Origin of the sequence: Achromobacter arsenitoxydans SY8, assembly GCF_000236785.1 — a bacterium.
Lineage (GTDB): Bacteria > Pseudomonadota > Gammaproteobacteria > Burkholderiales > Burkholderiaceae_B > Achromobacter > Achromobacter arsenitoxydans.
Genome location: NZ_AGUF01000059.1, coordinates 1 through 13,336, shown reverse-complemented (window position 1 = coordinate 13,336; position 13,336 = coordinate 1). Strand labels below are relative to the sequence as shown.

The 13,336-nt window shown below is 71.3% G+C and carries 7 protein-coding genes and 1 pseudogene; 6 read left to right on the top strand and 2 right to left on the bottom strand.

Going from position 1 to position 13,336, the window contains the following annotated elements; genetic code table 11:
* The first annotated feature begins 8 nt into the window (after window positions 1-8).
* The 6 genes from KYC_RS19130 to KYC_RS19105 are packed head-to-tail and all read left to right on the top strand — an operon-like array spanning window position 9 to window position 11,531.
* Complete coding sequence (locus KYC_RS19130) at window positions 9-332, top strand: hypothetical protein (RefSeq protein WP_008165398.1); 324 nt, start codon at window positions 9-11, stop codon at window positions 330-332.
* Window positions 333-343: 11 nt separating this feature from the next.
* Window positions 344-706, top strand: a complete 363-nt coding sequence (locus KYC_RS19125) for a GPW/gp25 family protein (RefSeq protein ID WP_008165397.1) — start codon at window positions 344-346, stop codon at window positions 704-706.
* Window positions 703-3,159, top strand: coding sequence for a putative baseplate assembly protein (locus tag KYC_RS19120; protein WP_008165396.1), 2,457 nt, complete (start codon window positions 703-705; stop codon window positions 3,157-3,159). The genes KYC_RS19125 and KYC_RS19120 overlap by 4 nt, the downstream gene beginning before the upstream one ends.
* The gene (locus tag KYC_RS19115) at window positions 3,156-6,281 is read left to right on the top strand and encodes a putative baseplate assembly protein (RefSeq protein ID WP_008165395.1); all 3,126 of its coding nucleotides are present in this window, start codon (window positions 3,156-3,158) and stop codon (window positions 6,279-6,281) included. The genes KYC_RS19120 and KYC_RS19115 overlap by 4 nt, the downstream gene beginning before the upstream one ends.
* A complete protein-coding gene (locus KYC_RS19110; RefSeq protein WP_008165394.1) occupies window positions 6,278-8,380 on the top strand; it encodes a phage tail protein in 2,103 nt (700 codons plus the stop codon). Before KYC_RS19115 ends, KYC_RS19110 begins: the two co-directional genes overlap by 4 nt.
* 25 nt (window positions 8,381-8,405) lie before the next feature.
* Window positions 8,406-11,531: a DUF6519 domain-containing protein gene (locus KYC_RS19105; RefSeq protein WP_008165393.1), complete on the top strand. Its 3,126-nt coding sequence runs from the start codon at window positions 8,406-8,408 to the stop codon at window positions 11,529-11,531.
* Window positions 11,532-11,616: 85 nt separating this feature from the next.
* Here KYC_RS19105 and KYC_RS19100 read toward each other — a convergent pair whose 3' ends face one another.
* On the bottom strand, window positions 11,617-12,486 hold the full coding sequence (locus KYC_RS19100; RefSeq protein ID WP_008165392.1) for a YadA family autotransporter adhesin: 870 nt from the start codon (window positions 12,484-12,486) through the stop codon (window positions 11,617-11,619).
* A 6-nt stretch (window positions 12,487-12,492) separates the two neighbouring features.
* Window positions 12,493-13,336: pseudogene (locus tag KYC_RS29700) on the bottom strand (ESPR-type extended signal peptide-containing protein); the annotation flags it as partial.

The following is a 13,336-nucleotide window of genomic DNA, read 5'->3' as shown; positions in this document are numbered from 1 at the left end:
ACCGCGCCATGCCCGGACCCCTGCTGCATCTTGGCGCCACCGTGCTGTGCTCGCACGGCGGCCAGGCCGTGCCCGTGGCCCCCAACCCGCGCGTGATGCTGTCGGGCCAGCCCGCCGTGACGATACTGTCGACCTACTCCATCGCCGGCTGCTCCTTTCCGCCGCCGCCCTCGGGCAACGGTCCCTGCGTCACCGGCATGTGGCTCAGCGGCGCCACGCGCGTGCTGATCGCCGGGCAGCCCGCCGCCCTGCAGGCCGGCGCCTCGGTCTGCATGCCCACGGGCACGCCCCTGATGGCGCTGCAGGCGCAGCCGCGCGTCGTGGGCATGTAAGGACCGCCGCCATGCCCTATCTGCGCTTTCCCTTCGGCCCCGACGAACGCGGACGCAGCCGCGGCGCCGACGACGCCACCCACGTGCGCGACATGATCGAACAGGTGCTGTTCACCGTGCCGGGCGAACGCGTCAACCGGCCGGATTTCGGCTGCGGGCTGCTGCAACTGGTGTTCGCGCCCAACAGCGACACGCTGGCGGCCGCGGTGCAGATGAGCGTGCAGGGCGCGCTGCAGCAGTGGCTGGGCGAACGGATCGCCGTGGAAGCCGTCAACGTGTCCAGCCGCGACGCAGTCTTGCAGGTGGAGGTGCAGTACGTGCTGCGCCAGGGCCAGCAGCGCCGCCTGGCGCGCTTTACCCGGGACCTGCCATGAACCGCCAGTTCCGCAGCGCGCATCCGCGCCGGCTTCAACTGCTGCGCGCCCAACAGCCCCCGGGCGACAACGGCATCGCCTATGTCGAAATCGACGCGGCCGACCAGCGCACGCTGCGCGTGATTTGTGCGCACCCGGTTTCCGGCATTGGCCGCGCCCATGTGCGCATCGAAGGCGGCGCGCGCATCCGCGGCATCGCGCTGGCCGCGGACCCGGTGCTGTCGGGCAACGAGATCCGGCTGACGGTGGACAAGGCCGGCGACTTCTCGTGGTACACGCTGGCTTTGGTTAACCCGGCCGATCCAGACGCGCCGGCGCCGGGCTTCGACCTGTGCCTGTCCACCATCGAAATCAACTTCAAGGCGGGCTGCCCGTCGGAGTTCGATTGCGCGGACGTGCACGCCTGCGATGCGCCCGCGCCGCCCGAGCCGCTGCTGGATTACCTGGCCAAGGACTACGAGATTTTCCGCCGCCTGATGCTCGACCGGCTGTCGCAGAGCATGCCGGACTTCACCGAGCGCAATCCCGCCGACTTCACTGTGGCGCTGGTGGAAACGCTGGCCTACGCGGCCGACCATCTTTCCTACGCGCAGGACGCGGCCGCCACCGAGGCCTACCTGGATACCGCACGCCGCCGGACTTCGCTGCGCCGGCATGCGCGCCTGCTGGACTATCCGCTGAACGACGGCTGCAATGCGCGCGTCTATGTCGCCTTTGAGGCCAACGCACACGGCGACGGCCGCGTCGTGCCTGCCGGCGCGGCCCTGCTGACCAGTTCCGCCGAAGCGGCGCTGGCCGCGCCCGTGCGCCGCCGCGACGCGCTGGACGGACTGCCCATGCCGGGCGTGGAGGTGTTCGAAACGCTGCACGACCTGACGCTGCGCACCGCGCACAGCCGCATCGCCCTGCACGACTTCGCCGATCCCGCCTACTGCCTGCCGCGCGGCCAGACACAGGCGGCGCTGGTGAACGACCCGCCGCTCACGCTCTCGCGCGGCGACGTGCTGGTGTTCGAAGAGACGATCGGCCCGCTCACCGGCCGCCAGGCCGATGCCGACCGCGCCCACCGCCACGCGGTGCGGCTGACCGAGACGCGCATCGGCCGCGACGATCTGACCGGCACCGACCTGCTGCTGGTCGCCTGGCATACCGACGACGCGCTGCCGTTCCCGCTGTGCGTTAGCCGCGAGTTCGAGCAAGGCGGCGCGCTGGTCAAGCAGGCGGTGTCCGTGGCGCTGGGCAACGTCGTGCTGGCCGACCACGGCCTGCGCCGCGACTGGACGCCCTTGCTGCCGGACACGGCGACGGCGCGGGACGATCCGGCCGCCCGTCCGTACCGCCCCCGCCTGCCGGACGCGGGGCTGGCCTGCGCCGAACCTTACCGGCATGAACTGGCGGCCAGCGCCGCGCTGTCCGCGGGCGCTGCGCTGGCGCAGGATCCGCGCCGCGCCCTGCCCACCGGCATGAGCTTGCTGGCCGACGACCCCGACCAGCCCGGCGACGTCCCGGCGCCCGCCAGCGCGCCCTGGGCGCCGCAGCGCAGCCTGCTCGGCAGCGCCCGCGATGCGCGCGAATTCGTGGTCGAAACGGAAGCGGACGGCGCCGCCTGGCTGCGCTTCGGCGACAACCGCTACGGCGCCGCGCCCGCGGCGGGCGAGCGCCTGCTGGCCCGCTACCGCCTGGGCGGCGGACCCGGCGGCAACGTAGGCGCCAACGCCATCGGCGCGCTGGTCAGCGACGATCCGGACCTGATGCTGGGCGTTGCCCGCGTGCGCAACCCCATGCCCGCGCAAGGCGGCGCAGCGCCCGAACCCGCAGACGCGATCCGGCTCAACGCCCCGGAAGCTTTCCGCGTCCAGGAACGCGCGGTCACCGCCGACGACTACGCACGTCTGGCCGAACGGCATCCTCAAGTGCAGCGCGCCGCCGCGCGGCTGCGCTGGACCGGAAGCTGGCACACCGTGTTCCTGACCGTCGACCGGCGCGGCGGCCTGGAGGTCGACGCGCCATTCCGCACCGCGATGCGGGCCTTCATGGAACGCTTCCGGCTGGCCGGCCAGGATCTGGAGTTCTCCGATCCCGTCCACGTGCCGCTGGTCATCCTGCTGCGGGTCTGCGCGGCGCCCGGGCACTTCGCCGCGGACGTCAAGGCGGCGCTGCGCGATGTCTTTACGTCGGGCCTGGACCGCAGCGGCAGGCCCGGCTTCTTTCACCCCGACCGCTACACCTTCGGCACGCCGCTGGCGCTGTCGGCGCTGATGAGCGCGGCGATGGCCGTGCCCGGCGTGGCGTCGGCGCGCGCGGAGCGCTTCCAGCGCTGGGGCCGGGAGCCCGCCGGCGAACTGGACAGCGGCCAGCTCCTTGCCGCGCCCCTGGAAGTGCTGCGCGCCGACGGCGATCCCAACTTCCCGGAAAACGGCCGCATCGACTTCATCGTGGAGGGCGGCTCATGACGACACCCGCCGACTGCGGCTGCTGCGCCGGACAGCCCGCACTGACCCCGTCCGACCTGGCCAATCCGCCGGGGCAGCCCGCCCTGCGCCTGCGCATCGGCACCCATGGGCGGTTCCTGGCCAGCCTGACCGCCGATCTGGCGCGCTCGCAGGCGCTGTCGGCGTTGACCACGCGCGACCGCGACGACCCCGTGCTGGCGCTGTTCGACGCCTGGGCCGCGGTGCTGGACGTGCTGGCGTTCTATCAGGAACGCATCGGCAATGAAGGCTATCTGCGCACGGCGACGGAACGGCGGTCGGTGCAGTCGCTGGCGCGCGCCATCGGCTACGAACTTCGGCCGGGCGTGGCCGCCACGACGTGGCTGGCTTTCACGCTGGAGACCGCGCCCGGCGCGCCGCTGCGCGCGCGCGTCGAGCCTTGGACGCGCGCGCAGAGCGTTCCCGCGCAGGACGAGCAGGCCCAGACCTTCGAGACCCTGCAGGCGCTGGAAGCCCGCGCCGCCTGGAACGCGCTGCAGCTGGCCTGGCGCGAGCCGGTGCCGCCGCGCTTCGGCGCGCGCACGCTGTGCCTGGCGGGCGCCGCCACCCGCCTGAAGCCCGGCGACGCCGTGCTCATCGTGGGCGACGAGCGCCTGCGCGACCCCGGCAACGAGAACTGGGATTTCCGGCGCCTGACGCAGGTTCGCGAATTCACGCCCGGCCCGGGCGAAGACGGCGCGCCGGCCTACACGCTGATTTCGCTGGACCGGGGCCTGGGCAGCGCCGCGCCGCACGTGCAGCCGGCGCAGCGCAATCCGCGCTGCCATGCCCTGCGCGCGCAGGCGCGCCTGTTCGGCCACAACGCGCCCGATTGGCGCGCCATGCCTGCCACGCTGCGCGCGGCCTACCTGGGCATGGCCGACGACGCCAAGCCTGCATTCAGCCAGTTTCCGCAATGGCCCGGCTTCACCCTGGCCGATGTCTCCGACCCGCCCGGAACCGCCGCCCCCGGCACTGGCCTTTATGGGGAGTACTACCGCGGCAAGGCCTACGGCCAGCGCGTGATGACGCGCACCGACGCGCAGGTCGACTTTCACTGGGCCGCGAGCGGCCCGGGCGACGGCATGCCCGCGGACAACTTCAGCGTGCGCTGGACGGGCTGGGTGCTGGCGTCCGTCAGCGGCAGCCATGTCTTCCACGTCACCGCCGACGACGGCGTGCGGCTGTGGGTCGACGGGGACCTGCTCATCGACCAATGGCGCGAGCAGTCGCCCACCGAGTACAGCGCCAGCGTCCGCCTGACGGCCGGACGCAAGCACGACATCCGCATCGACTACTACGAGGCCACCGGCGACGCCACGATCTCGCTGGCCTGGACGGTTCCGGGCCAGGCGCGCCAGGCCATCCCCGCAGCCAGCCTCTATCCCGCCGATGTCCATGGCGTGCACCTGGACGCCGCCTATCCGAAATGGATGCCGGGCGGCTGGGCCGTGCTGTCGATGCCGAGCTACGAAGAGCTCTACCGCATTGCCGACGCGACGCCCGATGCGCGCGAGGGCTTTGCGCTGGCGGGCGCCACCACCCGCCTGACGCTGCGCGGCGAACGCGTGCGCGAGCAGTTCAACCACGCCCTGCGCGAAACCGCCGCCTACGGAGAATCCGAACCGCTGGACTGGGGCGCGCGTCCCGCCTCGGGACTCGCCCAGGGCCATGAGCTAGTGCTGGACGCATACGAACCCGACCTGCCCGAAGGCCGCATGCTCGCGGTGACCGGCCTTGTCCTGGCCGAGGACGACGCCGCCAATGCCGCGCCGGGCGCGCGGCTGTTGCGCGGCGATCCGCTGGCCAGCGTGCGCGTGGCGCGCGACCGCGCCAGCGCGGACCTGGAATTCGAGGACGGCGCGCGAGTCACGGTCAGTCTGGCCGAAGCCAGCGACATCGTGCGCATCCAGCGCAACGACAGCGCCGGCGGGCGCACCGCCCTGCTGCTGGACGCCGACCTGGCGCACGCCTACCTGCCCGCCACGGTGCGCATCAACGCCAACGTCGCGCCCGCCAGCCACGGCGACAGCCGGCAGATGCGCATCCAGCCTGAAGTGCTGGGCAGCGGCGCCGGCAACCGCGCCTTCCAGCGATTCACGCTGCAGCAAAAGCCCCTGACCTTCGTGCCCGCGCCCACGGCCAGTGGCGCGGCCAGCACGCTGGAGCTGCGGGTGGACGGGCTGCTGTGGAACGAAGCGCCGCGCATCACGGCGCTGGCCCCCGACGAACGCGCCTACCTGCTGCGCCTGGACGACAGCGGCGGCGCCACGGTGCAGTTCGGCGACGGCGCGCACGGCGCCCGCCTGCCGTCCGGCTCGGGCAACGTCGAGGCGCGCTACCGCGTCGGCCTGGGCCGCCAGGGCAACGTCGCCGCCGGCCAGCTGAGCGTGCTGCTGACGCGCGCCCCAGGGGTCAAGGCAGTGGTCAACCCGGCTGCCGCCACCGGCGGCACGGATCCCGAAGCGGGCGACATGGCCCGCCGCAACGCGCCGCTGCGCGTGCGTACGCTGGACCGCATCGTCTCGCTGCGCGACTTCGAAGACTACGCCGCCGCGTTCACCGGCATCGGCAAGGCGCAGGCCGTGTGGCTGTGGGACGGCGAGCAAAGGCTGGTGCACCTGACCGTGGCGGGCGAAGACGGCGCTGCCCTGGACCCCGCCGGCGCGCTTTACCGCAACCTGCTGGCCGCCATCGACGCGGCGCGTCCGCCGTATCAGCCGCTGCGGGTCGCGCCCTGCCGCTACCTGGATTTCGGCCTGCGGGCCGGACTGGGCATCGACGCCCGGTACGAAGCGCCCAAGGTGCTGCAGGCTGCGCACGCCCGGCTTTTGGACGCGTTCGGCTTTGCCGCGCGCGCCTTCGGGCAGCCCGTGCACGGCGCCGAAGCGCTGGCGGTGCTGCAGGAGGTGCCGGGCGTGCTGTGGGTGGACCTGGACGCGCTTGTGTTCAATGCCGGGCTGGACGGCGTAGCGGCGCGGCGCAGCAGCGGGCCCGACGCCACGCTGCCCGCGCGCAGCGCCCGCTGGCAGCAAGGCAGCCTGCAGCCGGCCGAACTGCTGCGCCCTGACCCGGCCAACCTCCTGCTGTCGGAGCGCACATGACCACACGCCTGGACGCCGATGCCCTGCTGGCCCTGCTGCCGGCCTTTTACCGGGAACGGGACGCCGCCGCGGGCGGTCCGCTGCGCGCGCTGCTCGACGTGCTGGCGCGCCAGGGCGCGCTGGTGGACGCCGACGTGGACCGGCTCTACGACAACTGGTTCATCGAAACCTGCGACGAGTGGGTCGTCCCTTACCTGGGCGACCTGCTGGGCGTGCGCGCGCTTTATCCGGTGGGCGGCGGTTTTTCTCCCCGCGCCCTGGTGGCCAACACGCTGCGGCTGCGCCGCCGCAAGGGCACGGCGCTGGTGCTCGAAGAACTGGCCGCCAACGCCACCGGCTGGCCCAGCCGCGTGTCCGAGTGCTTCGAGCGGGTCGCCACCACGCAGCATGTGAACCATCCGCGCCCGCATGCGCTGCGCACACCCGACCTGCGCCGTGCGCGCGCGATGGAGCGCGTGGACGGTCCGTTCGGAACCGAACTGCACACGGCGGACGTGCGCGCGCTGCCCGCCGGACGCTACAACCTGCCGAACGTCGCGCTGTTCCTGTGGCGGCTGCAGTCGTACACCGTGCAGCGCGGCGACGCCGCGCCCGCCACGACGCTGGACGGCTTCTACACCGTCGATCCGCTGGGCCAGGACCAGCCCCTGTTCAACCGGCCGCGCACCGAGACCGACATCGACCGCCTGGCCGAACCCATCAACGTCCCGGAACCCCTGTCGTGGCGCGACCTGCATGCGGAACTGGAGGCGCGCCGCCAGGCCCTGACCGATGGCGATGCGCCGCCCCAGGGCTGGTTCGCGGACGGCGGCGCGGGGCCAGTCCTGCAGGTCTGGATCGACGGCCAGCCCGTGCCCGCCGAACACCTGGTCATCTGCGACCTGGCGCCGATCCCGGGCGTATCGCCCGAAGCGTGGCGCCGTCCCGACGCGACGCTGCTGGTCAAGGCCCGCAAGCCCGGACGGCCGGATCGCGGCTTTCCCGCAGTGGGCGGCCTGCTGGTGGGCCTGGATCCGCGGCGCGGACGCATCGCGCTGCCAGAGGGAACGGTGGCGCAGTCCGTCCAGGTCCGCTACGCCTACGGATTTCCGGGCGATATCGGCGCGGGCCCGTACGACCGGAGCGCGACGGCCGACGACGATCCGGCCGCAACGCCGCCCGACGCCTTCGACGTCGAGCTGCGCGTGCCTTCCGGCACAACGCCGACGCTGGCCTCGGCGCTGGCTGCGGTGCTACCGGGGCAGCGCGCCCGCATCATCGTCGATCACGACGGCTCCGAAGCCGTGACGCCAGATCTGAACCTGCCCGACACCTTGCTGGCCATCGAGGCCGGGCCGCTGCGGCGGCCGGTCGTCGTGGGCGACTGGCGGCTGCGCGGAAACGCCAGCACCCGCCTGCTGCTCGATGGCCTGCTGCTGGACGGACGTCTGCGGCTGGAGGGCGCGCTGCGCGCCGCGACTCTGCGCCATTGCACGCTCGTCCCCGCGCGTGGCGGCGTGCGCCATACGGGCGCCGCGCCCGAGCTCGAACTGACGCTGCACCGCTGCATCTGCGGCCCGGTGCGCAGCGCATCGCCGCTCGCCTCGGTGGACATCGCCGGATGCCTGATCGACGCCCAAGGCGCGGCCCAGGCTGCGGTGGACGTGGACGACAGCGCCCTGCGCGTCATGGCCAGCACGCTTTTCGGACGAGTGGCCGCCGGCCGGCTCGACGCGTCCAACTCGCTGTTCGGCGCGCCGCTAGCCATCAACCGCCGGCAGGAAGGCTGCGTGCGCTACTGCCATGTGCCCCAGCTGTCCGTCACGCCGCGTCGCTACCGCTGCCAGCCCGACCTGGTCATGCAGGACCTCGGCGCGGCGGCCGCCAAACGGGCCGCCGCGCGCGTCGCCCCGACGTTTACGTCCACGCAGTTCGGCACACCCGCCTACGGCCAGTTGGCACGCGGTTGTGCCGCCGAGATCCGCGAAGGCGCGGACAACGGCGCCGAGATCGGCGCCTGGAACTTTCTGCTGCAAACCCAGCGCGAGGCCAATCTTGCGCTGGCCCTGGACGAGTATCTGCGCTTCGGACTCGAAGCGGGAATGATCGCCGTGAACTGAGCCCCCTGTCTTCGGGAACAACACCATGAAAGCCGATCTCAGCCGCCTCACCTTCGACCCCGCCCGGCGCTACCGGGCCGTTCGCATGCAACAGGGCCGCGTGCAGATGGACGCGGACTGGAACGAGCAGCAGGACATCCTGAACCGCCGCATCGAAACCGAAACGGCGGACACCGTCGGCCCCGTGGGCGTGCCGCTGGAGGCGCCAGGATTCGCCCTGGCGCCCGCCGGCAAGGATCTGTCGCTATCCGCCGGCCGCCTGTACGTGGACGGCCTGCTCTGCGAAAACCCGCAACCCGCCACGGTGGCACGCCAGCCCGACCTGCCGCCGACCGCCTCGCCCGTGCTGCCCGCCGGCGCGTCTGCCCTGCCACTGCCGCCGCCAGCGCTGACGCCCGCCGACATCGACGGCGTCGTCGTCTTCGGTTCGACAGGACAGGCCGCGCCGCCGCCCGAAGGCATGTACCTGGCCTACCTGGAGGCATGGCAGCGGCACCTGTGCACGCTGGACCTGGCGCCGGGCGACGCGAGCATGCGCGAAGTCGCCCTGGGCGGCCCCGACACCGCAACCCGCGAAAAAACCGTCTGGCAGGTGAAGCTCATGCAGGTGGGCGCGCCCGACGCCGCCCTCACCTGCCTGTCGGCCCTACCCCCGTGGGACGCGCTGACGACACCGCCGGACGCGCGCATGGCCGCGCGCGCCGAAGCCAGCGTGCCGCCCAAGACGCCCTGCCAGCTCCCGCCCGACGCCGGCTACCGTCTGCTTGAAAACCATCTCTACCGCATCGAAATCCACCAGGACGGGGCCGGCGCGGGCAAGGCCCGCTACAAGTGGTCGCGCGAAAACGGCAGCATCCTGTCGCGGGTGGTGCGATGGCTGGACGATCCGGTCGCCAACGAATTCGAGGTCGCCAGCATCGGCCGCGACGACGTGCTGGCCATCACCGCCGGCTGCTGGGTCGAGTTCCTGGACGACACGCACGAGCTGCTGGGCCAGCCCGGTCCGCTGGCGCAGGTCGTGCGCACCGACGGCAACACGGTCACGATCGACCCCGCCACCCTGACCGGACACCCGCTGGACGCGCCGCGCTTTCCCGCCAACCCGCGCGTGCGCCGCTGGGACGGCGTGGCCGAAATCACGCCTGCGCCCGTCAACAGTCCCAACGCGGGCTGGGTCGAACTGGAACAGGACGGCGTCGAAATCAAGTTCTCGCCCGGCCGCCTGCGTGTGGGCGACTACTGGCTGATCCCCGCCCGCACCGCCACCGCGTCGATCGAGTGGCCGCAGGCGCCGGACGGCAAGCCCGCCTTCAGCGCCCCCGCGGGCGTGCTCCGCGCCTTTGCCCGGCTGGCGCTGCTGCGCTGGCAGGGCGGCGCCTGGAGCACCGTCAGCGACTGCCGGCCGCTCTTTCCCGCGCTGACCGACCTGACCCAGCTCTACTACGCGGGCGGCGACGGCCAGGGCGTCAAGCCCAATCCCGCCATGACGCCCGACGTGGTGGCGCTGCCGTCGGAACTGCGCGCGGGCGTCGCCAACGGCAGCCATCCTGTGGCCAATGCGATTGTGCGCTTCACCGTGGACGCCGGCCGCCTGCCCAACGGCACGGCCACGCAGGACGTGCCGACGGGCGCCGACGGCGTGGCGGCGATCTCCTGGTCGCTCGCCTGCGACCCCGCCCGCCCCGTGCAGCGCGCCACGGCCCAGTTGCTCGTCGCCGGCCAGCCTGCGCCGGACCGCTACCTGCCCTTGCGCTACACGGCGACACTCGCCCTGGCGTCCGAGGTGGCCTACGATCCGAGCGGCTGCGCGGACCTGCTGGCCGAACAGGCCTACACCGTGCAACAGGCCCTGGACGCCTTGTGCAAACGCACGCATGGCGGCGGCTGCTGCCTCACGATCGGCCCGGCCGGCGATTTTCCGACGCTGGACCGGGCGCTGCGCACACTGATCGGCCAGGATCGGCTCGATATCTGCCTGTGTCTCACACCCGGCGAACATAAGCTGGAAGACGATCTTGTCATCAAGGGACCGCGTGTTCGCCTGATGCTGCATGGCTGCGGGCCAGCCAGCCGCCTGATGCTGGGGGAGCGCAAGTTCAGCCTGAACAGCTTTGCCGCCGTGTCGGTGGCCGATCTGACGATCTCGCGGCAAGGCCAGCCCGAGCCGATCGACTTTTCGAGTTGCGTGGAACTGCGGCTATCCCGCGTCGATTGCGCGGGGCCCGCCGGTCCGGGCGCCAGCCTGGTGCGCATCGAAGGCAGCCGGCGCGTGCACATCGACGGCTGCCGCCTGGTTGCGGCGGGACGCGGAACGCCGCAACGCCTGGATTCTCTGTTCAGCCGCGCCCCGACCATGGCCGTGCTGAAGGCCGCGCTATCGCCGCAATCCCTGCTGGACGACGATCGCGACAAGGCCGCCCTGGCGCTCGCGCGCCAGCCCATGGAGGCGCGCAAGGCCATGGCGGCCGAAATCACCGCGCTGCTGCGCGCAGGAACGGCAGGCAACGCCTTATCTATGAACCCTCGCATCCAGGCAGCGATGACCGCACTGGTCACGCATCTGGGCCAGGAGTCGCCTACAGCCAAACGGCTGCATGTCGCCATCAGCGCGCTGGCGGCCGCCCTGTTGGCCGACCCCTTGTCCTGCGCGCTTGCGCTGCTGGACAACGACGCCGACACCACGGTGCGCGACAACCGCCTGCACGGCGGCATCACACTGTTTTCCGAGTCGGGAGAATTCCCGGAGCTGACCCTGGATCAGCTCAAGTTGCTGGGCGCAGGCATCCGCACCGGCAAGATGGTGCCCGAAGGAGACGGCACGCTGACGCTGCAATGCAATCAGCTTTCAAGCATTCGGCTGGGCGCCGAAGCGGCACGCGCCATGTTGACCATCATTCAGACCGGCGGCGAATTCCCGGCCTGGCGCCGCCTGCACGTTGCGGACAATGCGCTGGAGGCTTATAGCCACTTTCCGGCGCTGGACGCGGCCCTGACCGGCAACCGGCTGCCGGTCAATGGCGATACCGGCGCGCTCATCACCACCCAGGCCAAGATCATCGGCAACTTCGCACACAACGATTTCCGCCTGTTCGTGTCGGGCGCCAATCTTGAAAGTCTGGCCAACGGCGGCCTCAACGTGGTCACGGTCTAGGCCGGCTTGCCGGCCGCCATACGGCGCAAATGCGCAACGCAAGGGGCGGGGGCACCGGCAGGAATCCGGCCCCCGCCCCGACGCCTCACCACTGCACCGAAGCGCCCACGCCTGCCGTCGCACCGGTCGCGCTCATGCCCACGCCGGCCTTCAGCTTGATGCGGTCGTTCACACGGGCCGATGCCCCCACCGCCACGGCCTGATACCCGCGATACGTCGCCACGCCCGCGCCCAGCGCGAACCTCTTGCCGAGGTCCACATCCGGAATCATGGTCAGCGCCGTGGTGGCCGCAATACCCGAATAGGCGTTGCGCGCCACATCGTTCACTACGCGGTTCGTCTGCGACAGACGGTTGTCCAGCTGGCTCAGGCCCTCGCGATTGCTTTGCATGTTGCGATCCAGCGAACTCACCGCATCGCCCACATTGCCATACGTCTGACCATCAACCTGATACGACGGGCCCGTCACCACGCCAGTGGCCGCGTCCATACTGGCGCCGCCACCCAGCCCCGCAACCACCGGCGCCAGCTGCCCGACATTGACGCCATCGGTCTGCTGCGTGCCCGCCGCCACATTCGTCACCTGCCGTTCAGCGCCCTGGGCGCCCACCGACACCGTATTCGCACGATCCGCAACCGAGTCCGCGCCCAGCGCAACGCTGTTGCCCGCCGTCGCCGACGCTCTCGACCCGATCGCCACGCTACGGGTGCCCGCGCCCACCATGGCCGAATCACTGCCATCACCCGCTCCATCGGATTTGACATAGGCGCCGACCGCACTCACGCTATCCACTTGCTGCGCCATCGCATAGATCTGGCTGCCGTTCACCGCGTCCGTGCTGTCCGCCGAGATCACGCCGTCGGCCACGCCCGTCACCTTGCGCGCGCCGTCCGTGCCGTTCATGTCCACCAGATTGCCGCCCACATTTGCGGCAACCGTGATGGCGCCCGTCATCGCGGCCTACTTGACCAAACCCAGCTCGTTGCCTCCCACAACCGTACTGATGTCTTCGACTGTGGCCTGCATCTCGGTGAAACGGCTGTCCAGACGGCTTACCGCCTCGCCCACCGTCCGGTAGGCCGTTCCGCCCACGCTGTAGGACGGCCCCGAGATCGAGCCATCCAAGTTGACGAAGGATCCGCCGCCCAGCGCGTCGGCCACCGAACGGCTCGCCGCATGAAGCTGGCCGCCGTTCACCGCATGCAGGCTGCCGGCCGCGACAACACCGTCAGCAACGCCAGTGAGCTGACGGGCGCCCGCCGTGCCGGTGAAGTCCACCAGACCGCCATCTTGCTCCTTGCCCACGGACAGGACGCGTGACACATCATCCTGCTTGACCAGGCCCAAGGCGCCCATGTTGATGCTGGCCGTCAGGTTGTTCAGGTTCGTGGTGTTCTGCGCCACCAGCCCGTCCAGCGTGTTCAACGCCGTCGTGTTCGCCAGCACGTTCTGGTTGGTGGCGTACAGCTGCGAACCGCTCACCGCCTCCAGGCTGGATGCATTGAGCGCGCCGGCCTTCACCCCGTCCAGCGTACGCGCACCGGCCGTACCGCTCAGATCCACCAGCGTGCCGTCCAGGCTCTTGGCAATCGTGATGTTGCGCGATACCGCGTCCTGACGCACCAGCCCCACGCCGCCGCTATTCAGCGAATTCGTCAGATTGACGATATCGCCTTCGTTCTCCGTCACGCGGCCGTCGATCGCCGTGATCGCCGAGGTATTGCTCGTCACCCGGCCATCCAGGTTGCTGATGGCAGTCGAGTGACCCGCCACGTTCTGGTTGGTCGCGTACAGCTGCGAACCT

Excerpts from the sequence above, each read along its gene's own strand:
- KYC_RS19110 (WP_008165394.1), top strand. The coding sequence starts at position 6,278 with ATGACCACACGCCTGGACGCCGATGCCCTGCTGGCCCTGCTGCCGGCC.
- KYC_RS19100 (WP_008165392.1), bottom strand. The coding sequence starts at position 12,486 with ATGACGGGCGCCATCACGGTTGCCGCAAATGTGGGCGGCAATCTGGTG.
- KYC_RS19115 (WP_008165395.1), top strand. The coding sequence starts at position 3,156 with ATGACGACACCCGCCGACTGCGGCTGCTGCGCCGGACAGCCCGCACTG.
- KYC_RS19120 (WP_008165396.1), top strand. The coding sequence starts at position 703 with ATGAACCGCCAGTTCCGCAGCGCGCATCCGCGCCGGCTTCAACTGCTG.
- KYC_RS19125 (WP_008165397.1), top strand. The coding sequence starts at position 344 with ATGCCCTATCTGCGCTTTCCCTTCGGCCCCGACGAACGCGGACGCAGC.
- KYC_RS19105 (WP_008165393.1), top strand. The coding sequence starts at position 8,406 with ATGAAAGCCGATCTCAGCCGCCTCACCTTCGACCCCGCCCGGCGCTAC.
- KYC_RS19130 (WP_008165398.1), top strand. The coding sequence starts at position 9 with ATGCCCGGACCCCTGCTGCATCTTGGCGCCACCGTGCTGTGCTCGCAC.